The sequence below is a fragment of the Collinsella sp. TM09-10AT genome (assembly GCF_003436275.1).
In the GTDB taxonomy this organism is placed as follows: domain Bacteria; phylum Actinomycetota; class Coriobacteriia; order Coriobacteriales; family Coriobacteriaceae; genus Collinsella.
In genome coordinates, this window is record NZ_QSOP01000006.1 from 59323 (window position 1) to 80157 (window position 20835).

At 57.1% G+C, this 20835-nt stretch carries 20 protein-coding genes; 11 read left to right on the plus strand and 9 right to left on the minus strand.

The features are described from left to right. The 6 genes from gyrB to DXD77_RS04060 all read right to left on the minus strand — a co-directional run bounded on the left by gyrB (position 1) and on the right by DXD77_RS04060 (position 8233). Positions 1-2031 carry a DNA topoisomerase (ATP-hydrolyzing) subunit B gene (gene gyrB / locus DXD77_RS04035; RefSeq protein WP_117647797.1) on the minus strand — a complete coding sequence of 677 codons (2031 nt, stop codon included), beginning with the start codon at positions 2029-2031 and terminating at the stop codon, positions 1-3. A gap of 105 nt (positions 2032-2136) precedes the next feature. After that, positions 2137-2700, minus strand: coding sequence for a DciA family protein (locus DXD77_RS04040; protein WP_117647799.1), 564 nt, complete (start codon positions 2698-2700; stop codon positions 2137-2139). Beyond that, positions 2687-3787 carry a DNA replication/repair protein RecF gene (locus DXD77_RS04045; RefSeq protein ID WP_369831494.1) on the minus strand — a complete coding sequence of 367 codons (1101 nt, stop codon included), beginning with the start codon at positions 3785-3787 and terminating at the stop codon, positions 2687-2689. Before DXD77_RS04045 ends, DXD77_RS04040 begins: the two co-directional genes overlap by 14 nt. Positions 3788-3801: 14 nt before the next feature. After that, a complete protein-coding gene (dnaN, locus tag DXD77_RS04050; RefSeq protein WP_117647803.1) occupies positions 3802-4905 on the minus strand; it encodes a DNA polymerase III subunit beta in 1104 nt (367 codons plus the stop codon). Positions 4906-5143: 238 nt separating this feature from the next. Continuing rightward, positions 5144-6868 carry a DnaA ATPase domain-containing protein gene (locus DXD77_RS04055; protein WP_117647805.1) on the minus strand — a complete coding sequence of 575 codons (1725 nt, stop codon included), beginning with the start codon at positions 6866-6868 and terminating at the stop codon, positions 5144-5146. Positions 6869-6883: 15 nt separating this feature from the next. Then, entirely contained in the window at positions 6884-8233 is a 1350-nt protein-coding gene (locus DXD77_RS04060) for an ATP-binding protein (RefSeq protein ID WP_117647807.1), read from the minus strand. Between the two features lie 345 nt (positions 8234-8578). Here DXD77_RS04060 and rpmH point away from each other — a divergent pair, with 345 nt between their 5' ends. From rpmH to DXD77_RS04105, 9 genes are all read left to right on the plus strand, one after another. Further along, complete coding sequence (gene rpmH / locus DXD77_RS04065) at positions 8579-8713, plus strand: 50S ribosomal protein L34 (RefSeq protein ID WP_019127408.1); 135 nt, start codon at positions 8579-8581, stop codon at positions 8711-8713. A gap of 20 nt (positions 8714-8733) precedes the next feature. Then, the gene (gene rnpA, locus DXD77_RS04070) at positions 8734-9072 is read left to right on the plus strand and encodes a ribonuclease P protein component (RefSeq protein WP_117647809.1); all 339 of its coding nucleotides are present in this window, start codon (positions 8734-8736) and stop codon (positions 9070-9072) included. Then, on the plus strand, positions 9069-9293 hold the full coding sequence (gene yidD / locus DXD77_RS04075) for a membrane protein insertion efficiency factor YidD (RefSeq protein ID WP_117584026.1): 225 nt from the start codon (positions 9069-9071) through the stop codon (positions 9291-9293). The genes rnpA and yidD overlap by 4 nt, the downstream gene beginning before the upstream one ends. A gap of 29 nt (positions 9294-9322) precedes the next feature. Further along, positions 9323-10093 carry a YidC/Oxa1 family membrane protein insertase gene (locus DXD77_RS04080; RefSeq protein ID WP_117647811.1) on the plus strand — a complete coding sequence of 257 codons (771 nt, stop codon included), beginning with the start codon at positions 9323-9325 and terminating at the stop codon, positions 10091-10093. A gap of 45 nt (positions 10094-10138) precedes the next feature. Continuing rightward, on the plus strand, positions 10139-10708 hold the full coding sequence (locus tag DXD77_RS04085) for a R3H domain-containing nucleic acid-binding protein (protein ID WP_117647813.1): 570 nt from the start codon (positions 10139-10141) through the stop codon (positions 10706-10708). 96 nt (positions 10709-10804) lie between these two features. Further along, positions 10805-11542, plus strand: a complete 738-nt coding sequence (gene rsmG / locus DXD77_RS04090) for a 16S rRNA (guanine(527)-N(7))-methyltransferase RsmG (RefSeq protein ID WP_233506732.1) — start codon at positions 10805-10807, stop codon at positions 11540-11542. 134 nt (positions 11543-11676) lie between these two features. Beyond that, entirely contained in the window at positions 11677-12477 is an 801-nt protein-coding gene (locus DXD77_RS04095) for a ParA family protein (protein WP_117647817.1), read from the plus strand. Beyond that, the gene (locus tag DXD77_RS04100; protein ID WP_199408998.1) at positions 12470-13375 is read left to right on the plus strand and encodes a ParB/RepB/Spo0J family partition protein; all 906 of its coding nucleotides are present in this window, start codon (positions 12470-12472) and stop codon (positions 13373-13375) included. Before DXD77_RS04095 ends, DXD77_RS04100 begins: the two co-directional genes overlap by 8 nt. After that, positions 13365-13619 (plus strand): hypothetical protein, encoded by a 255-nt coding sequence (locus DXD77_RS04105; RefSeq protein ID WP_089572569.1) that lies wholly within the window; start codon positions 13365-13367, stop codon positions 13617-13619. The genes DXD77_RS04100 and DXD77_RS04105 overlap by 11 nt, the downstream gene beginning before the upstream one ends. A 199-nt stretch (positions 13620-13818) precedes the next feature. On the opposite strand, the gene rlmN is transcribed toward DXD77_RS04105, so the two are convergent. Further along, positions 13819-14871 (minus strand): 23S rRNA (adenine(2503)-C(2))-methyltransferase RlmN, encoded by a 1053-nt coding sequence (gene rlmN / locus DXD77_RS04110; protein ID WP_055251319.1) that lies wholly within the window; start codon positions 14869-14871, stop codon positions 13819-13821. Positions 14872-14956: 85 nt separating this feature from the next. Here rlmN and DXD77_RS04115 point away from each other — a divergent pair, with 85 nt between their 5' ends. Both DXD77_RS04115 and DXD77_RS04120 read left to right on the plus strand, forming a co-directional pair. Further along, positions 14957-15922 carry a D-alanine--D-alanine ligase gene (locus tag DXD77_RS04115; RefSeq protein ID WP_117647819.1) on the plus strand — a complete coding sequence of 322 codons (966 nt, stop codon included), beginning with the start codon at positions 14957-14959 and terminating at the stop codon, positions 15920-15922. Beyond that, positions 15916-18810 carry a helicase C-terminal domain-containing protein gene (locus DXD77_RS04120; protein ID WP_117647821.1) on the plus strand — a complete coding sequence of 965 codons (2895 nt, stop codon included), beginning with the start codon at positions 15916-15918 and terminating at the stop codon, positions 18808-18810. The genes DXD77_RS04115 and DXD77_RS04120 overlap by 7 nt, the downstream gene beginning before the upstream one ends. On the opposite strand, the gene DXD77_RS04125 is transcribed toward DXD77_RS04120, so the two are convergent. Together DXD77_RS04125 and DXD77_RS04130 are read right to left on the minus strand one after the other, a co-directional pair. Next, the gene (locus DXD77_RS04125; protein ID WP_117647823.1) at positions 18807-19724 is read right to left on the minus strand and encodes a YafY family protein; all 918 of its coding nucleotides are present in this window, start codon (positions 19722-19724) and stop codon (positions 18807-18809) included. The genes DXD77_RS04120 and DXD77_RS04125 overlap by 4 nt on opposite strands. Then, complete coding sequence (locus DXD77_RS04130; RefSeq protein WP_117647825.1) at positions 19711-20733, minus strand: YafY family protein; 1023 nt, start codon at positions 20731-20733, stop codon at positions 19711-19713. The genes DXD77_RS04125 and DXD77_RS04130 overlap by 14 nt, the downstream gene beginning before the upstream one ends. Between the last annotated feature and the right edge of the window lie 102 nt (positions 20734-20835).

A 20835-nucleotide genomic window follows, 5' to 3' on the forward strand; every position in this document is an offset into this window, starting at 1 on the left:
CTAGGCGTCTAGGAAGCGTGCGTCATGGGCGTGCTTCTCGATGTACTCGCGGCGATAGCCGACCTCGGAACCCATCAGCTCGCGCACGGCGCGGTCTGCCACCACGGCGTCCTCGATCGACACACGCTGCAGAATGCGGGTCTTGGGGTCCATCGTCGTCGAGGCAAGCTGCTTGGGGTCCATCTCACCCAGGCCCTTGTAGCGCTGGACGGTATAGCCCTTGCGCTTTTTGGTGATCTTGCCGTCCTTGGCCTTGCCGTCCTCGTCGTTATCGTCGGGGTTCAGGCCCAGACTCTGGATGGTGTCGCGCAGGATCTCGTCTTCGGGCTGGCGGCCGTTGGGATACACGTAGTGGATCTTGTTGCGCACCTTAATGCCAAAGATGGGCGGGCAGGCAACATAGACGTAGCCGGCATCGATCAGCGGACGCATGTACTTGTAGAAGAACGTCAGCAGCAGGATGCGGATATGCGCACCGTCGACGTCTGCATCGGTCATGATAATGATCTTGTGGTAGCGCGCCTTGGTGATATCGAAGTCTCCGCCGTCGCCGGCGCTCGTCGTAACGCCGCAGCCGATCGCGGTAATCAGCGACTGGATGGTGTCGCTCGAGAACGCGCGATGGTCACCAACGCGTTCGACGTTCAAAATCTTGCCGCGCAGGGGCAGAATCGCCTGGATGTCTCGGCGACGGCCGTCCTTGGCCGAACCGCCTGCCGAGTCGCCCTCTACGATAAAGAGCTCGGTCAGCTCGGCATCGCGCACCGAGCAGTCAGCGAGCTTACCGGGCAGGGACGCCGTCTCGAGCAGGCTCTTGCGGCGGGTCGCCTCGCGCGCCTTGCGGGCGGCGTTGCGCGCCTTGCAGGCCTGTTGCGCCTTCTTGACGATCTCACGAGCGGGCTTGGGATGCTCCTCGAGGTAATCGGTAAGGCCGTCGGTCACGATCTTGAGCGTGAGCGCGCGCATATAGGAGCTGCCGAGCTTGGCCTTGGTCTGACCCTCAAACTGCGGGTCGGGCAGCTTGACCGAGATAACGGCCGAAAGGCCCTCGCGCACATCGTCGCCGGTCAGGTTGGCGTCTTTTTCCTTGAGCAGATTCTGCTTGCGCGCGTAATCGTTGATCACACGGGTGAGCGCGGTGCGGAAGCCCTCAAGGTGCATGCCTCCCTCGGGAGTGTAGATGTCGTTGGCAAACGACATGACGTTCTCGCCGTAGCCGCTATTCCACTGCAAGGACACCTCGACCTCGCCCATCTTGGTCACGGGCGCATCCGGATCCGATTTGCCCTCAATATAGATAGGCTCCTTAAAGGCCTCGGGGACGTCCTTGCCCTCGTTGAGGAACTTGACGAAGTCGATGATGCCACCCTCGTAGCAAAACTCCTCCACGTGGGGAGTCGCCTCGCGCTCGTCGGTCAGCATGATCTTGAGGTTCTTGTTGAGGAATGCCGTCTCCTGCAGACGGTTGTGCAGCGTGTCGAAATCGTAGATGCAGGTCTCGAAGATCTCGTCGTCGGGCCAGAAGCTGACAGTGGTACCCGTCGTCCCCGAAGTGCCCACGACTTCCATCTTTTTGACGGTCTTGCCGCGCGAGAACTCCATCTCGTAGATGTTGCCGTCGCGGCATACCTGTACGACCACGCGCTTGGACAGGGCGTTGACGACGGAGATGCCCACGCCGTGCAGGCCGCCCGAGACCTTGTAGGCCGAGTTATCGAACTTACCGCCGGCGTGCAGGATCGTCATGACGACCTCGAGCGTCGGGATTTTTTTGATAGGATGCTCGTCGACGGGGATGCCGCGACCGTTGTCGACGACCGTGATGGAGTTGTCGGCGTGGACCGTCACCTGAATCTCGGTGCAGAAACCGGCCATGGCCTCGTCGACGGAGTTGTCAACGATCTCCCACACCAGGTGATGAAGACCGCTGGCGCTCGTCGAGCCAATGTACATGCCCGGGCGCTTACGAACGGCCTCGAGACCTTCGAGAATCTTAATCTCGCCGCCATCGTAATCGTTTTCGTTTGCCACACGTCCTCCTTCAGTTAAGAAAATGTGTACAGCCTTACTAGTTTATCGTAAAAAAATACCCTCGGGAACGAGGGTATTTGGCTCTACAAGGCCACCAGATGCGATTTAAGGCTCTTTTTTGCTTTGCACGCCCTTGGCCCACTCGGCACTGGCTCTCATGGCGTTCTCGAGGGCCTCGCGCAGTTTTTGGTCTTCGATGGGCGCCACTTGGCGCTCAATCTCGGTGCGCTCGGCCTCACTTAGGTCGGCGTGCGGGGCCGGCGGGCGGTCGGTCGTCGCCGGGCGCAGGCGCTCCTTGGCGGCGGGCGGTGTGTGACCGGGTGCGGTGGTTTTGAACACCAGGCCGTCCACATGCGCACCGGCGCGCTCCATGCGCGCGCGGATGATCTCGCGCAACAACGTCATTTCCTGCGTCCACGAGGGCGAGTCGAGATACACCAGCAGCTCATTGGACTCGGGCAGGTAACGCAGCCCCGTCACATGGCGTCCCTCGCGCGTGCCCGAGCACACCGCATTCCAGGCGCGATAGACCGCACGAGACTCCTCTGCAGCCTCCATCTGCGCGCGGCGCTCAGGTGTCGCGGCCGCCAGGATGCGCTGACGCTCGGCATCCAAAAAGCCGCCAAAGGCAACCGTTCCGTTCTCGCGGTCGTAATTAGCACGTCTCACCCATGCTCACCACCTTGGCTCGATCAAGCAGGTCATCGGTAAAATACCCCAGATTGGTGGTGGTTATGACTGTCTGGATATCATCACCGATCAGTTGCAGAAAAGCGCCTCGGCGCCCGGCGTCGAGCTCGCTCATCACGTCGTCCAAGAGCAGCAGCGGCGCGGTGCCCAGGATATCGCGCGCCACGGCCACTTCTGCAACCTTCCAGGCAAGAACCAGCGTTCGCTGCTGGCCCTGGCTGGCAAATGAGCGGGCCGATCGGCCCGCGACGGAAAACTCGATCTCGTCGCGATGCGGACCAACGAGCGTCACGCCGCGGCGGATCTCCTCGTCGGCGCGCTCATCGAGCGCCGAGAGCATGTGCTCGTACGCCCAGCCCCTGAGCTCGTCGCGATCCTCGGTGCGAGGCAGGTCGCCAAGCGTGGACACATAGGACACACCGGCGGGCTCGCCAGATGCCACGCGGCCATAGGCGTCGCGCACATGGCCCGACAGCCGCTCGAGCAGGGCCAGACGATGCACGAGCAGGGCCGAACCGGCGCGGGCGATAGATTCGTTCCAGGCGCCGAGCATGTCGCGGCAGCACCAGGTCTCCTTGAGCAGGGCATTGCGCTGGGTCACGCAGCGCCCGTAGGCACTAGCCAGATCGGCATAGCGCGCACTCAGCTGAACGCCAAAGTCATCAAGTGCGGTGCGACGCACGCTGGCACCCCGCTTGACCATATCCAGGTGGTCCGGGCAAAACAGAACGCTCGGCAGTACCCCGCGCACGCCGGACGCAGCGCAGCGCTTGCCGTTGCGGCTAAACGAACGCTTGCCGTCTTCCACGCTCAGTCCCATGTCCAGCACGCGCCCATCGCCTTCGAGCCTCAGCTCGACCTTGCATGAGCCCACGCCGTCGTGCACGAGCTCGGCCGCGGTCGGATGCCTAAACGAAGCGCCGCTCGTCAGCAGCTGCAGCGCCTCTATGAGGTTGGTCTTTCCCGCCGCGTTGGGACCCGCGAGCACGGTCACACCGTCGCTCAGGGCAAGGCGATAGCTGTCGAAGCTGCGATAGCGCGCAACGGAAAGATCGCGTGCGAACATGGTCATGGGCAGTGCTAGATGCGTACTGGCATGACCAGGTACAGGTAGTTGATCTTGTCGTAGGACTTGAAGATGCCAGCCTGCGAATAGCTCTTGAGCTCCAGCGTGATCTCCTTCTCCTTGGACAGGGCATTGAGGCAGCCAAAGATGTAGTGGTAGTTGAAGGCGATGGTGCCCGACTCGCCCTCGGCCTCGACATCGATCGTCTCCTGCGCCAGATCCTGGTCGTTGGAAATGGAGGACAGGCCCATCTGGCCGTTCTCGACGTCAATCTCAAACTTGACGGCGGGGTTGGCGCTCGCGATAACGGCCACACGCTTAAGGGCGGCGTTAAAGGCAGCCACGTCGATCTTAACGCTCGTCACGCACGAATCGGGGATGAGCTGCTTGTAATTGGGATATACGCCCTCGATGCGGCGCGACACGTAGGTGGTGTTGCCGGCCTCAAAGACAACCTGGGTGTCGGTGGCGCCGATCATGATGGTAGCCTGGCTGGCCATGATGCTCAGCGCGTCGTTGAAGGCGTCGGCAGGCACGTTGAGTTCAAAGGAACCTTCGAGGGTCGAGGTCTCGACCTGCGTATCGCACACGGCCAGTCGGAAGGAGTCGGTCGCGACCAGGCGCACGGTGTTGTTCTCGACCTTCATGTGCACGCCACCCAGGATGGGGCGGGCCTTGTCAGTCGAGGTGACGCGCCATACGCGACTTACCATTTCGGACAGGATATCGGTCGGCAGCTCGACGGCGCTCTCGATGGCGTATGCCGGGAACTCGGGAAAGTCGTTGGCATCGAGCGTGTTGAGGCGGAAAGAGCTCTTCTCGCAGCCAATCAAAACCTGGCGCTCGGACAGCTCAAAGGTGACCGGGGCATCGGGAAGGGTCTTGGTGATGTTGGAGAGCATCTTGCAGGGAATCACCATCTCGCCCTCCTCTTCGACATGAGCCGCAATGCGGTGACGAATCGAGATGGTGTAGTTGGAGGTCTGGAATTCCAAGATGCCGTCTTGTGCCTTAACGAGCACGCCCGACAGAATGGGAAGGGTGGATGCCGAAGCGACGCCTTTCATAACGACGCCGATGGCTTGCGTAAGCGAGCTCTGGCTGACGGTGAACTTCATCTTTTAATACCTTTCTATAGATATAAATATCTTAATAATAGTAATAGTACTGACGAAACTGTTGATTACTCCTAAAAGTGCAGGTCAGCCCTAAAAAGAGAATCGACAGGAACCTGTGTGCAACCGGGTATGTTTTCCACGTTCAAAACCTGCGCAAAACTTTTCATCACCGCGGCTCGAGTTTTTGACATCTTATAACCGCCGTTTCGACAAGTTTTCAACAGCTGTGTCCATTTACCTACGAGCGCAGTGTAATTTTATCGCGCAGCGACTTGAGGTCTTCGGTGACAGTCCGGTCTTCCTGAATCATCTTCTGAACCTTTTTATAGCTCGTGCTGACGGTCGAGTGGTTGCGGTTGCCAAACTCGGCGCCCACGGCCGTCGTCGTCATCTCGCACATTTCAATCGCCAGGTAGATAGCGATATGGCGTGCCTTGGCGATATTGGCGTTGCGGCGAGGCCCGATGAGTTCCTCGTGCGTCACACCGTATTGCTCCTCGATGACGGACTGGACCGTCTGCACATTGATCTTCTTGGCCGATGTGTCGAAGTACTGGTTGGCGATGGCGTCGATGTCATCAAAGGTGAGCTCTCCGCCCTCGCGCTCGCGATCGCCCGCTTCGCCGGCACAACGCTCGCAAAAGCTCTCGAGCTCGCGAATGTTGGTGCCTGAGACCTCGGCCATGTGTTTAAAGTGCGCGTCGGTCAGATGTCCGCCGTCGCCCCCGTAGGCCGCCAACAGCGAGTCGTTGCCTGCCTCGGGTGCGGCGGCGATCGTGTTCTCGTAATAACGCTGCAAAATCTTGTACTTCATCTCATAGCTGGGCTCCGCCACCAGGCACAGCAGACCGGCATTAAAGCGACTGGTCAGGCGTTCGTCCATATTAAGGTCCTTGGGAGCGCGGTCGGCGGCGATCACGACCTTCTTGTTGTTACGGATAAATTCGTCCATCAACTGGAAAAAGTAATCCACGCTCGCGCGCTTGCCGATGATGTTCTGGATGTCATCGATGATAAGCACGTCGACGCCGTGGTACGCCTGCATAATGGGGGCGTTGCTCTTCTTTTGGCGGTCGAATTCCGTCATCAAGTCGTCTAGATATGCCTGCGAGTTGGCGTACTTCACCTTGATCTCGGGCGATTTTTCTGCCAGCTCATTTTTGATCGCGAGCAGCAGGTGCGTCTTGCCCAGGCCCGATTTGCCGTAGATGAACAGCGACGTGCAGGTGCCGGGCGTGTCTGCAAGCATGGCGAATTTGAGCGCCGATCGGTAGGCAAGGCTGTTCTCCGGTCCGAAGACGAAGTTTTCAAACGTGAATTTCGAATTCGCTGCGAGGGGCGCCCCGTCCGCGTTTTTCTCGACTGCCTCCGGTGCCGCCGCCGAAGGCGCTGCCGGCGCTGCGGACGAACTCGCGCTTTTCGCCGGCGGCCTGCCATTCATTTGGGTCATCATGCGGCGGAAATCGTCGGCGGACAACGTGTTTTTGATTGCAATGCCCGATTCCTCGCCGGGTGTCGCCTCGTGTGCGACGGGCATATGCGTGGCGGCCGGGATGGGCGAGGGGGCTGGCTCTACCGCCGGTGTGACCGAAGCGGTCGGCTGCGGCGCCATGGTTTCACGGGAAACATCGTCGCGTCGAGGCTCGGGCGCCGGCGTTGCTACTGCGGTGGCGGTCGCTACCGGGTGAGTGTCCGGGGCCGTATTTGCCGAGGCACCTTGCGGTGCCACGATATTGAGCGCAATCGGTGCAAAGGCGATCTCTTCTAGGTACGCCTCGATGGTCGGCTGATGCTTTTTGAGCTGAGCGATGGCAAAGCGTGAAGGGGCCTCAATCGTCAGAGTGTCCTCGGTCAGGCTCACGGCGCGCGATTGTCCCAGCATATTGATGAGGCGCGCATCTTGGCCGTCGCGCTGACAAAAGGCGATGGCATCTCCCAGGATGATGCTTGCTTCCTCGTCCACTGTTTCTCCCGTTCCTTAGCTTTGGGCTCGCACGCGAGCGCTGCCTATTTCGGTCAGATGATATTTCTGGCCATGTTTGATTACCAAGCCGGCCTGTGCCAAGTCGTTGAGCGTTCGCGACCACGTGGGCGCTGAGTTTCCAAACGCTCGTGCCAGGTCGGTTGCGCCACACTCCTGGTTTTGAGCCAGATAGCCCAGTGCCGCTTCGCCGCGCTCGCTCACAAATACGTTTTGCTGCGGCTGTGCATATTGATTCGCCGCATTAGGATACATCATTTGAGCTGCTGGTTGTTGAGAACTCTGCATGGGCAGCGGCTGCTGTTGAAAACTTTGCGGCCACTGTTGGTAAGGCTGTGGAGGCATCTGCTGGGCCCATGGGTTGTACTGCGCCTGGGGCATTTGTTGGTACGGCTGCTGGTATCCCTGAGGATACTGTTGGGGATACGGCTGGGCGTATCTCTGCTGCGGCAGATATTGGGGAGGATACCCTTGCGGGTACGGTTGATAGCCCATTTGCGGGGCGTTTGGCATGGCCGCCGTCTGCTGCACGGTGCCTGTGTCCAGATCTGCCGAGCCTATGCTCTCTGGCATGTTTTGCACTGCGCTGCCCAGCGGTGCCTGGGGGTCTTGCATGGGGAAACTTCCAGGCTGCTGCATGTGTGCCACGGGCTGCTGCATTTGCTGCGCCACGGGCTGCTGTGCAAACGTGCTGGATAGGGGATATGCCGTCTGCTCCGTCTCGGGCCGCACGGCTGCCCCGCGCCCGCCAGCACGCTCGATTTCCTGCACGCGCTTGGGGTTCAGACTTACCGTCACGACGGTGCCGTTGCCCATGTTGTCCTCGATGGAGACGGCGCCGCCGGCGTTTTCCAAGTACTCCTGTACCATGGGAAACCCGGCTCCGGTGCCGCGGATATACCGTTTCATCTTGCTGTTTGCACTGGTTACGCCAAAATCGAAGGCACGCTCTTTGTCGTCGATGCCCGGGCCCTGATCGGCAAAGCGGATGGTATCGCCACCGTCGAGAATCGAGATGATGGGCTCTGCAAAATGCGCGTGGATAAAGTTTTCGACAATCTCGCGGATAACCATCAGCGAGATGCGTCCTCCCTGCTCTTTCATGCACTGGTAGACGGTGTTGGTTGTCTCTTCCAGGTAGGTACGTACGTCTTGCGGTTCGATGACGATGACACGCGGTGTCGACAGCATGTCATCGTAGACCGCGATGCGCGCTGCATACATGGCCTTCGGTGCTTGTGCGGTGATCTGCTCACCCTCGTTGCGTTCTTCGCGCACGCCGGTGATGTGCTCGTTGTCGGGTGCCGGATCACCGGAATCGACCATGGTGTAGAAGTCGTCAGACATGCCGCTCGCAATCTTTCAAAAGGTTTTGAACAAATAGTAGCTCACTGCGCAATGTTTCTCATCTTTCGACAAGTTTTCAAAACCTGTTGAAAACTTTGGAAAACGGACGAAAAGTTCTCAACATTTCCAACACGACCTGTTGAAAACTCGATGAAATTTCGTGAAAAGTTGCCTGCTGCCTCAAATGCCGATTCTGCTTATGGGGGAACCGTGTACTCTTTGCAACCTTTTACCTTTGATTTCTTGACATTTGAACATTGATTTCCCTACAATCTTCAAGCTCACGTGTCTATATCTGCGTCCGCGCCCCCGCGGACACTCGAAATGCAGCAGGAGGAACTTAAGATGAAGCGTACGTATCAGCCTAATAAGCGTAAGCGTGCCAAGACCCATGGCTTCCGTGCCCGTATGGCCACTAAGGGTGGTCGTGCCGTGCTCGCCCGTCGTCGCGCCAAGGGCCGCAAGCGTCTCACTGTCTAGCAGCGATACACACATCTCGCATGAAGACTATTAAGTCTCGGCAAGATTTCGAGCATGTGTTCAGTCAGGGGCGTCGTTTCAATCACCCTCTGATTCGAATGACCATATGTGAATCGGTTGGCGAAGGCGACTCCGGAAGGGTCGCCTTCGTTGGTGCTAAACGACTCGGTTGTGCTGTGGTGCGCAACCGATCTAAGCGTGTGATGCGCGAGGCCGCCCGCAGCTGTGGATTTCCCGTTGCGGGTCATGACATCATCTTGTTCGCGACTCCCAAGACGAGGGTTTCCTCGCCGCAGGAGATGGACAAGGCGTTGCGTTCGCTTATGAAACGCGCCGGCGTTGCCGGGGAGGAGCGATGAGCAATCACGTTTTGCGACGTGTTGCCATCGCTCCTATTCGCATATATCAACAGGTTATTTCGCCCTTATTGCCTGACGCCTGCATTTATTACCCAACGTGCTCGCAATACGCTATCCAGGCGATTGAGAAGTACGGTGTTTTGAGAGGCTGCTGGCTTGCCGTGAGGCGCATCGCTCGCTGCAATCCCCTGCACGTCGGCGGTTATGACCCTGTGCCTTAGCGGGCACTCGCTATCGGAGGAAAACTTACATGTGGGATTGGATCGTTAACATCCTTTTCGAGCTGCTCAAGCTCATCCAGACCTTTGCGGTCGACTGGGGCCTGTCCATCATCATCCTGGTGGTCATCATCCGTCTGCTGCTGACGCCGCTCATGCTCAAGTCGACCAAGTCGACGGCTCGCATGCAGGTGCTGCAGCCTAAGATGCTCGAGATCCAGGAGCGCTATGCCGACGATCCCCAGCGTCAGGCCGAGGAGATGCAGAAGTTCTACAGCGAGAACAAGTTCAACCCCATGGCTGGTTGTCTGCCGCTGTTGATCCAGATGCCTGTCCTGTTCGCCCTGCTTACGCTGCTGCGTAACCTGCCGAACTACTTTAGCGACGGCACGTTCTCGTTCTTCAATATCCTGCCTGACCTTACCACCACGCCGAGCGCTTCCTTTGCCGATGGCTTTATGGTTGCGCTGCCTGCGCTGGTTTGCCTGATTCTGTTCGCTGTCTTGACCCTGATTCCGCAGCTCTATATGTCGCGCAACCAGACCGGCCAGCAGGCTCAGAGCATGCGCATGACGGCTGTCGTCATGACCGTCATGATGCTTTGGATGGGCTGGAGCCTGCCCGTCGGCGTTCTGCTGTACTACGATGTGTCTTCTGCCTGGCAGGTTATCCAGCAGATCTTCGTGACGCAGAAGGTTATCGACAAGGCCAAGGCCGATGAGGAGGAGCGCCTCAAGAACGCTCCGCTGCAGGTCGAGGTTACCCGTCGCGAGAAGAAGCCGCGTCCGCACAAGAAGAAGTAGTCGGGATATCAATCTTATTTAGGTACCTAACTTTTGGAGTACGTTATGTCTGAAGAGATCATCGAGGATATGCTTGAGGAGGTTGCCCCGCAGATTGCGGGCGATTATCCCGAGATTGCACAGCGCTACAAGGCCGGTGAAGAGCTGACCGACGAGGAGCTCGACACCATTGCCGATGTTGCGATTTCCATTCTGCGTTCCATCCTTTCGCACTTCGATGCCGCCAACTCTCCTATTGATGAGTATGAGGGCGACGAGGGCGAGCTGATTTTGGATGTTACCGCTCCTGATCTTGCTGTTCTCATTGGCCGTCATGGTCGTACTCTTGATGCTCTTCAGGTCATGTTCTCTTTGCTGGTGAGCCGCAAGCTTGGCTTTAGGTATCCGGTTGTGGTTGACGTTGAGGGCTACAAGAGCCGTCGTCAGGACAAGGTTGCCTCTATGGCTCAGTCGGCCGCCGAGCTTGCCATCCGTACCCATAAGAGTGTTTCGCTTCCGCCCATGAATGCCTATGAGCGCCGACTGGTTCATATTGCACTTCGTGGCAATGATGCTGTCGATACCCATTCTGAGGGTTCTGATCCTGATCGCCATGTGGTGATTGTTGCTCGATAATCTACTCGAGCTTATGCTAAGGGGACGTGGTTTCCACGTCCCCTTTTTTTGTCAAAAGTTCTCGATACACTGATTTTTGTCAGAAAGGAGCTTTCGTTGTTAGTACTTACTGATCAGCAGGCTGACGAGATGTTGAGTCGTCTAACTTCCTATTGCAAAGAGTATTCCTTGAGCTTAACTGATACTGAGCTGAGGAAATGTATTCAACATTTGGATTTGGTTCTGGAAACAAATAAGACAACCAATCTCACTCGTATTCTTAACATAGAAGATGCTGTGGTACTTCATATCCTCGACTCACTTGTTTTGCTCCCCTATATCAATAAGGCTCCTGAGGGAGCTTTGCTCGATATGGGAACAGGTGCGGGCTTCCCTGGTATTCCGTTAACCATAACCACGCATCGTAAAGCTACTTATATTGACTCTGTTGGTAAGAAGGTTGATGCTGTCAATTCTTTTGTTGATGTTCTTGGATTGAAACATGCTCATGCGGTTCATGATCGCCTTGAAGTATATGCTCGAAGCCATAAGAAGCAGTTTTCTGTCGTAACCGCCCGCGCACTTGCCCCTCTACCGATTCTTGTTGAGTATGCTGCTCCGTTCCTCAAAGACGGAGGGCTATTTGTTATCACCAAGGGTAATCCTTCGGATGAGGAGCTTGCTTCCGGCATGTCAGCAGCTAAGATTTGCGGCTTCACTTTGCTTCTTAATGACGCAATCGATTTGCCTGAGGGCTTGGGCCACAGGGAGTTCATTGTTCTTAAGAAGAGTCATCCAGCATCTGTTTCATTGCCTCGTGCAAATGGCATGGCAAAGAAGAATCCGCTTGCCTAGATGTTTCACGTGAAACATAATGGATACTAACAACTTGCAGTGTTTCACGTGAAACATGGCAGTTGATATCGAATCGGAATGTTTCACGTGAAACATCCTCCGTTTGACAGCTTTAATACACACCAGGAGGGACCGTGGGATTTCGCGACGTTAAGCGTTCTAAGAACGCAATAGACACGCGTATCATTGCAATCATCAATCAAAAAGGCGGCGTCGGTAAGTCAACAACGGCTGTAAACCTTGCAGCAGCACTGGGTGAGCAGGGTCGTAAGACACTGATTGTCGATTTTGATCCGCAGGGAAACAGTACCAGTGGATTTGGAATTGAAAAAGAAGACCTTGATCACTGCATCTATGATGCATTGTTGAATGATGTGCCGGCAGAATCGCTTGTTCTTGATACAAATTGCAAAAAGGTATTCGTAATTCCAGCTACGATTCAGCTTGCAGGTGCCGAAATTGAGCTCGTAAGCGCAATTGCTCGTGAAACCCGCCTCAAAGATTTGCTTGAGCCGATTCAGGACGAGTTCGATTTCATTTTCATTGACTGTCCTCCTTCGCTCGGCCTGCTTACTATTAATGCCTTGACCGCAGCAGACAGCGTTTTGATTCCGATCCAGTGCGAGTACTACGCACTCGAGGGCGTTACGAAGCTGCTAGAGTCAATGAAGATGGTCAAATCACGTCTGAACAAGGGCTTAGACACCTATGGTGTGCTTATGACCATGTATGACTCGCGTACTTCTCTATCGAATCAGGTTGTTGATGAGGTTCAATCGTACTTTGGTGATAAGGCATTTAAGACGCTAATCCCCCGTACGGTTAAAATCTCCGAAGCTCCGTCTTTTGGAGAACCGGTAATTACCTATGCACCTCAAAATAAGGGTGCAAAAGCGTATATGAACCTTGCAAAAGAGGTGATCAAGCGTGCCTAGTGTAAAGAAACGTGGCGGATTGGGACGTGGACTCAATGCTTTGGTCTCAGAGGCCGAGTATGAGACCGGTGGTTCTGCTGTATCTGCTTCAAATGCCGCATCTGTAACAAAACTACCTATTGAGGATATCGTTCCCAACCCTAATCAACCGCGAATTCATTTTAATGAAACTGAACTTCGCGAGTTGAGCGAGTCAGTCCAAGAGCATGGCGTTTTGCAGCCGCTCTTGGTTCGCAAGCATGGAAACCGCTATGAGATCATCGCTGGTGAGCGTCGTTACCAGGCGTCAATGCTTGCTGGTCTTGAGGAACTGCCTGTCATCATTAAAGATGTTAATGATGAAGAGATGCTGGCTCTTGCTCTTATCGAAAACCTTCAGCGTTCTGATCTGAATCCCGTCGAAGAGGCTAAGGGCTATCGCCAGCTCATTGATGCCAGCGGTATGACCCAGGAGGCATTGTCGAAGGCAGTAAGCAAATCACGCTCTGCAATTACAAATTCGTTGCGCCTTCTTGATCTCCCCGAAGTAGTTCAGCAGATGATTTTTGAGGGTAAACTTACTGCTGGTCATGCACGTGCGATTCTTGCAGTTCCCTATGAGGATGCTCGAATTCGACTTGCAGAAAAGGTTGTTGCAGAGGGCCTTTCCGTAAGAGCGACAGAAAATCTTGCTCCATTGTTTTCTGCCGGAGAGACGCCTAAGACGCCGAGGCCTGCAACGCCTCAGTCTTTTAAAAAGGCTGCCCGTGTGCTTCGCCAGGTATTTAATACCAACGTGCGTGTGAAGAGCTCGCGTGGAAAGAATAAGATTGAAATTGAGTTTAAAGACGAAGAAGAGCTTTCTCGAATTCTTGGTGAAATGATTCAGTTTGATCAAGGGGGCCAAGATGAGGAATAAGATTATAACTGCGATTGCATTGGCGACGACTGTCGCGGCTGGTGCCTTTGCTGGCTATAAGATCGCGACAGACGATGAACTTCGGGGTCGTTTGCTTCGTAGCGCGCAAGATATCGTCGATACTTCAAAGAAGAAAATGGATGTTATGACAGAAGATGTTGCCATGCGTACTGCTCAGGTAACGAAGAATCCCAAGATTAATCAAGGTTGGGTTAGCAACCAATGGGAAAATGTAGGCTATTAGGTACCTAACAATTACCCTGCATATTTTGAGGGGCCCTTGTCTGATTCATGAGGCAAGGGCCCTTTATTTTGTCCGTAAAAAATGGGATAGGTAGCAGTTGGTCCAAAATTGAGGTCGATAAATGAAACGGCCCCGGTTGCATATCCTGCAACCGGGGCCGTTCGATGTTTCACATGAAACGTATTGGGGTGCGACTCCCCTATGCGTTCTTCTGAACTTTGAAGCGCTGCTTCAGCTGTCCACAAGCGGCGTCAATATCGTTACCACGGGAGTTACGAATCGTGGTCTCGATGCCACGGGACTCAAGACGACGCTGAAGATCCTCAACCTTATGAATCGGCGACGGCTTGAGCGGGCTGCCCTCGATGTCGTTAAGCTGAATCAGGTTAACGTGGCACAGCGTTCCCTCGCAGAAGTCGCAGAGCGCCTGCATCTCGGGATTCGTATCGTTGACGCCTTCGATCATGGCATACTCATAGGTCGGGCGGCGGCCAGTCTTCTCGGTGTAGAGCTGAAGCGCTTCGTGAAGGCGAAGCAGCGTGTATTTCTTAACACCGGGCATGAGCTTATTGCGCGTCGACTGGATGGCGGAATGCAGGGAAACGGCAAGAGTGAACTGCTCGGGGATATCGGCAAATTTGCGAATACCGGGAATAACGCCGCTGGTAGAGACGGTGAGGTGACGAGCGCCGATACCGATGCCATCGGGGTCGTTGAGGATACGCAGCGCCTTGAGAACCTCGTCGTAGTTGGCAAACGGCTCGCCCTGGCCCATGAAGACAACGCTTGTGGCACGCTCGCCAAAGTCGTTGGATACATGAAGCACCTGGTCGACGATCTCTTGAGCGGTCAGAGAGCGCTTGAGGCCGTTGAGACCGGTAGCGCAAAAGGCACAGCCCATGCCGCAGCCTGCCTGGGTGGAAACGCAGACGGAAAGCTTGTTACGACGGGGCATGCCGACAGTCTCGACGGAAATGCCATCGTGGTACTCGAGCAGATACTTGCGCGAGCCATCTTTGGAAACCTGCTTGGTGAGTTCAGTCGGCGTATCAAAGGCAAAAGCCTCTTTAAGCTGCTCACGGAAAGCCTTGGGGAGGTTGGTCATATCGTCAAACGAACAAACGTTCTTCTCAAAGACCCATTCGATGAGCTGCTTCGCGCGGAAGGCGGGCTGGCCAAGTTCGGCCACGAGCTCGCGAATATCGTTTTGGCTCAAGTCGCGAATGTCCTGAGATTTAGTCCTGGGATTCATGGAAGCCTTTCGATTTTGGGGAAACGTAGAGGGTATCGCTACAATATGGTATCAGCTGCAGAAATTATAGAGGAGGAGTCTGCCCATGCCGGGTAAAAGCCTAGAGAACATGCACGTAGCGGTCTTGGCGGGCGGTCATTCCGCCGAGCGCGAGATCTCGCTCGATTCGGGAAAGAACGTTGTGGTGGCACTGAAGGAAGCCGGCTACACCTCGGTGGAGCTGCTTGACACGGCCGCTGATGACTTTATGGTAACCATGGCGAACGGCGGATTCGATGTGGCATTTATCGCCATGCACGGCGCCGGCGGTGAGGATGGCGCCATGCAGGGTGCCATGGAGACCCTGGGTATCCCCTACACGGCCTCGGGCGTACTTGCCAGCGCCTGCGGTGCCGACAAGGAGGTCTCTAAGCTCCTATACGCCAAGGCGGGCATTCCCATTGCCCCCGGCCTTGCGCTCGAGGTGGGCGATGAAGTCGATATCGATCATATCGTCGAGGTTTGTGGCGAGCGCTGCTTTGTGAAGCCGGCCGTCAACGGTTCCAGCTATGGCATTTCCCTGGTCCATGAGCCCTCCGAGCTGCCCGCGGCAATCGCCAAGGCGTTTGAGTACGGCGACAAAGTGCTGGTCGAGAAGTGCATCGAGGGTACCGAGATCACCGTCGGCGTATACGGCGAAGATGACGTGCGCGCCCTGCCGATTGTCGAGATTCGTAAGCCCGAGGACTGCGAGTTCTACGATCTGGACGTGAAGTATGTCGACCCTACGGATATCCATCGCATTCCGGCGCAGATTTCACCCGAGAATTACGCTCGCGCTCAGGAGCTTGCCTGCGCCGCTCACAAGGCCCTCGGTTGCCTGGGTATCTCGCGCAGCGACTTTATTGTGAGCGAGGACGGCCCCGTTATCCTCGAGACCAATACCATTCCCGGCATGACCGATACGTCGCTGTATCCGGATGAGATCCGCCACACCGACGACATGACGTTCCCGCAGGTCTGTGACAGCCTGATCCGTATGGGCCTTCGTCGAGCGGGCATTGCATGCTAATCGAGGACGCGGTTTCGTCAGGAACGCCGCAGTTTGTCATCGACTCCTATGCCACGCTTGCCGACCGCGCCAAAACGCAGTCCTTCGGCCTTATCGAGGAAGATGTGATTGTCCTCGATACCGAGACCACGGGTCTTTCGGTGCAGGACAACGAGCTGATCGAGATCTCGGCGGCCCGTCTTTCGGGCCGCGAGGTCATCGACCGCTTCGATACCTTCGTGCATCCCAAACAGCTGATTCCCGCCGAGATTACCGAGCTCACGAGCATTACAAATGCCGATGTGGCAGATGCCCCGTCGGCGGTTGAGGCCGTCGCCGCTCTCGCCGATTTTGTCGGTGGCTGCCCGGTGATCGCACACAACGCCACGTTCGACCGCTCGTTTATCGAGTCGGTCAAAGGCGGCGTCAACGTGAGCGATATTTGGATCGATTCGCTGGCGCTGTCGCGCATCGCGCTTCCGCGCCTGGCCTCGCACAAGCTGTCTTTTATGGCCGATCTGTTTGGCTGTGACTCGGTGTCACACCGTGCCAATGCCGACGTCGACGCCCTGTGTGGCGTATGGCGCGTGTTGCTCGTGGCGCTCACCGACTTGCCCCAGGGCCTCATGGCGCGCCTAGCCGACATGCATCCGGACGTGCCTTGGTCCTATCGCCCTATCTTCTCGTTCTTGGCAGGGCAGAACCCTGGTTCTATCTTCTCCCTCAGCGCCGCTCGTGCTGACGTTCTCAAGGCCGATCGCGCCGACGATCGGGTGGACGCCGACGAACTGCCGGTCCTCAAGATGCCGAGTCGTGAGGAGATTGAGGCGGACTATGCGCCAGGTGGCCTGGTCAATCGCATGTATCCCACCTACGAGCCGCGTGATGAGCAGATCGCGATGGCGCTCGAGGTCCGCGATGCGCTGGTCACGGGCACTCATCGTGTAATTGAGGCGGGCACAGGCGTCGGCAAATCGATGGCCTATCTGGTGCCTTTTGCCGAGGCAGCACGCCGTAACAACATCACGGTTGGTATTGCGACCAAATCGAACAATCTTGCCGACCAGCTCATGTACCATGAGCTGCCAAAACTTGCCGAGCAACTGAACGGTGGTCTGTCATTTTGCGCTCTCAAGGGGTATGACCACTATCCGTGCCTGCGCAAGCTCGAGCGCATGAGCCGCGGCCAGGTCGAGATCACCACCAAGCGCGATCCGGCGGACACGCTCACGGCGGTCGCGGTCATTATGGCGTACGTCTGCCAATCAGCCGATGGCGACCTCGACTCGCTCGGCATTCGGTGGCGCAGCGTCAACCGTCCCGACTTTACGACGGCCTCGCGCGAGTGTGCTCGTCGCCTCTGCCCGTTTTTCCCTGATAAATGTTTGGTCCACGGTGCTCGCCGTCGTGCGGCGCATGCCGATGTGGTGGTCACCAACCATTCCCTGCTGTTCCGTAACGTCGCGGCCGAGGGCAGGATTTTGCCTCCGATTCGTCATTGGGTAATCGACGAGGCCCATTCCATCGAGCGCGAGGCGCGCCGTCAGTGGGCGCGCGTGGTGTCGGCGGACGAATCACGCGTCCTGTTCGAGCGCCTGGGTGGCTCGAGCACCGGCGCACTAAGCCAGGTTTCCCGTGATTTGGCAACCTCCGAGGGCCCTACGCTCTATCTGGGCCTTACTGCCAAGGCGACGTCGACGGTTGCCCGCGCGAGCATGGCAATCGCCGACGTGTTCGATGGCGTTCGCGAGCTCGGCCGCCGTGCGCGTGGGGGTTATGACAATGCCAATCTATGGATTGGCCCCGAGCTGCGCGAATCAGACGACTGGCATGATTTCTTACAGTCGGCCTACACTGGCATCGACGCATTGGAACAAGCTGACAAGAGCGTCGACGCGCTGGTGCAAGCCGTCGCCGCCGACAAGCCCGAGGTTGTTGTCGACCTGGGTGATATCTCGCGCCGCCTGCACGAGCTGGCCGAGAACCTCAAACTCATCATTGATGGCACCGATGAACACTACGTGTACTCGCTGCAGGTCAATCGCAGACTTCGTGCCGGCGGAGAGTCGATGACCGCAGAGCGCATCGACATTGGCGAGGCTTTGGCAACCGAGTGGCTACCCGAGGTTCACACGGCTATCTTTGCCTCGGCGACCATGACGGTGTCCAAAAGCTTTGAGCACTTTAACCATGCGGTCGGCCTTGATCGCATCGGTGCTTCAACGTCGTCATCGCTGCACTTGGATTCGAGCTACGACTTCGATTCGAACATGGCTGTAGTCGTTGCGGGCGATATCCCCGATCCGCGCGATCGTGAGAGCTATCTTACGGCGCTCGAGCGCGTACTGGTCGACGCCCATCTTGCCATGGGCGGATCGGTGCTCACGTTGTTCACCAATCGGCGCGACATGGAGGACCTATACGCCCGCGTTGAGCCCAAGATGGCCCGTGCGGGTCTGGAGCTCAACTGCCAGCAGCGCAACTCATCTCCTCGTCGCCTGCGCGACCGGTTTATCAACGAACCGGCCTCGTCGCTTTTTGCGCTCAAGGCCTTCTGGGAGGGGTTTGATGCCAGCGGCGAGACGCTGCGCTGCGTCATCATTCCCAAGTTGCCGTTCTCGAGCCCCACGGACCCGCTCTCGTGCGAGCGCAACCTGCGCGAAGACCGCGCATGGGCGCGCTATTCGCTGCCCGAGGCGGTGCTCGAGGTTAAGCAGGCCGCGGGGCGTTTGATTCGCTCGTCGACCGATAGCGGTGTGCTGATCTTGGCGGATCCTCGCCTGGTGACGAAGGGCTATGGCAAGAAGTTCTTAACGTCGCTGCCCACGAGCTCCTACCAGCGCATCGAATCGGCGCAGATCGGGCACTATCTGCAACTGTGGCGCGCACGCCACGAGCGGCGGCGCTAAAGCGGACAGACGAGAGTTTTTGCCATATCGCACAGACGCTTTGACAGGGTGGGGTTATCCAAGATGCGGATGGCTCCGCCCGCTGCGATTATCTGGCTCATTAGCCAACGCTCGGAGCCGTAATGCACGGTTACCGTTGCCATGTCTGCCCCGCTGCGCTCGATGAGGGTGATGCCGGCCCAGTCCAGATGCTCCGCCATATCGAATGGCATCAAGAGCTTTGCGCTACGCTGCGTCCGGGCAAGGGAATCGTGGAGGGATGCGACGTCCGGTGCGTGAGGCACGACGGAGTCTTCCGTCAAGGTGAGTCCCTCGATTTTATCCATGCGATAGGTGCGCTGCTCATCGACCGCGATGTCCCAGGCAATCAGGTATGTTTGGTCGCCGTTTGCCGTAATGCGCAAGGGGTCGACCAGACGCTCGCGTGGCCGTGCATCGTCCATCGAGCGATACGAGATGAGGCAGCGAACGCCGTCCTGAATGGCGCAGCTCAGCTGCTGCCAGTGCGACCCGTGGTTGACGGTGTCAAAGACGCGCTGGTTATAGCCGAGCTCTTCGGGTAGAAGAGCGTGTCGAATCCGAGCTGCCGTCTGCGGCTCGATCCCCAACGATTCAAGTTCGTGGTTGAGCACAGCGCCCTCGGCGGTACTCAAGCGCAGCGGTAGCACACGTCCGGCGTCACCGGTGAGGACCACACGCTCGCCGTGGCATTCGCAGATGATGCGCGCACCCGATTCTCGGTCCGCGAGCGTCGAGACGATCTCGAGAATCTCGTCGAGCGACACTCCCGTGATGTCAAAGCGACTGCAAATCTCAGTTCGTGTCATGCCGCTCTCGCCGGCGGCGTAGAGGGCCTCCATGATGTCGATGGCGCGCGAGAGCCTCTGCTCGCTGGTGAGTTTACGCACGGGCATGCTCGTGCACCGTCCTTTCAATGAGGTGGTTCCACGCCTGCTTGAGCGATTTGGGGGCCATGGGCCTCATGCCGTCCATGGCGTGGGCCATGCAAAATGAGGCGGCGGCTTCAAGATCTCGCACGTCAACGGTCCAAGTCCATCCCGAATCGGTGTGTGCGAGCTCACCTCGCCCGCGCGTGAGGCCGTTGATCATATCGATCTGCGTCTGCGGGGCGAACGAGAACGTAGCCGCAACGGGCGGGCGGTCGGCAAAATCGAATTCAAAGAACAGGTAGTCGTTGAGATTGAAGTCTGCAGGGATGGCGTAGGCCTTCGAAGGACGCCAAGCGCGAACGATACGGTCGCAGCGGAATGTCCTGATGTCGTCGGTGGCATTGTCGAGGCCGCAGAAGTACGCAACGCCCTCGCGCTCGAACATGCCGTAGACGCAGACGGTACGCTCTTTCTGCTCACCGCGTCCGTTCTGATATAAAAATCGCAGCGCGCATCGCTCGGCAAAGGCGCTCCATACCGCATCGACGGTGGGAGAGCGGCGGATCGGTGCTTCGTCCGCCGTCGTCCTGCCGGTGAGGTAGGCAATCTTGGAACGAATATCGGCAAGCGGCGCGGCAAAAGTGGATGAGCCGGCCGCTATTGTCTGGTCGATAGCGTTGAGCAGGATATCGGCGTCGTCTGCGGTGATGAGGCCGCCTGCCGCAAACGTGTGCTCGCGGTCGATTGTCCATGAGCTTTCCTCGGTCTCCTGCGCGCCGGCGGGGCGAACCTCCTTGATTAAGATGCCGCGTTCGAGCAGTTTGTCACGATCGCGCCGAAACTTGCGCTTATCCGAGTCGATATTGCCCGAGCCATATCCCAGGTCAGAATCCAAGACGATCTGCTCGGTCGTCAGCGGTTCGGGGGAGCTGTTGAGCACAAAGAAAAGATTGAGGATGCGCTGAGCCGTTTTATCGAAACTGGGCTCCGAATTCCCCTTTTTAATTGTCGCGGTCGCGTCGCTTGCCGTCATAGAGTCCTCGCATGAGAAGGTGGTTTGCTGCCATGATTTTAGTCCGATATGGAGATTAGGCTATATCCTTGTCCGCTCGGGGCGTTAAGATGGCCCGAATTC

Coding starts and splice junctions, on each gene's coding strand:
- DXD77_RS04045 (WP_369831494.1), bottom strand. CDS start 3,787: ATGTTCGCACGCGATCTTTCCGTTGCGCGCTATCGCAGCTTCGACAGC.
- dnaN (WP_117647803.1), bottom strand. CDS start 4,905: ATGAAGTTCACCGTCAGCCAGAGCTCGCTTACGCAAGCCATCGGCGTC.
- DXD77_RS04060 (WP_117647807.1), bottom strand. CDS start 8,233: ATGTCTGACGACTTCTACACCATGGTCGATTCCGGTGATCCGGCACCC.
- rpmH (WP_019127408.1), top strand. CDS start 8,579: ATGAAGCGTACGTATCAGCCTAATAAGCGTAAGCGTGCCAAGACCCAT.
- rnpA (WP_117647809.1), top strand. CDS start 8,734: ATGAAGACTATTAAGTCTCGGCAAGATTTCGAGCATGTGTTCAGTCAG.
- yidD (WP_117584026.1), top strand. CDS start 9,069: ATGAGCAATCACGTTTTGCGACGTGTTGCCATCGCTCCTATTCGCATA.
- DXD77_RS04080 (WP_117647811.1), top strand. CDS start 9,323: ATGTGGGATTGGATCGTTAACATCCTTTTCGAGCTGCTCAAGCTCATC.
- DXD77_RS04085 (WP_117647813.1), top strand. CDS start 10,139: ATGTCTGAAGAGATCATCGAGGATATGCTTGAGGAGGTTGCCCCGCAG.
- DXD77_RS04105 (WP_089572569.1), top strand. CDS start 13,365: ATGAGGAATAAGATTATAACTGCGATTGCATTGGCGACGACTGTCGCG.
- rlmN (WP_055251319.1), bottom strand. CDS start 14,871: ATGAATCCCAGGACTAAATCTCAGGACATTCGCGACTTGAGCCAAAAC.
- DXD77_RS04115 (WP_117647819.1), top strand. CDS start 14,957: ATGCCGGGTAAAAGCCTAGAGAACATGCACGTAGCGGTCTTGGCGGGC.
- DXD77_RS04120 (WP_117647821.1), top strand. CDS start 15,916: ATGCTAATCGAGGACGCGGTTTCGTCAGGAACGCCGCAGTTTGTCATC.
- DXD77_RS04125 (WP_117647823.1), bottom strand. CDS start 19,724: ATGCCCGTGCGTAAACTCACCAGCGAGCAGAGGCTCTCGCGCGCCATC.
- DXD77_RS04130 (WP_117647825.1), bottom strand. CDS start 20,733: ATGACGGCAAGCGACGCGACCGCGACAATTAAAAAGGGGAATTCGGAG.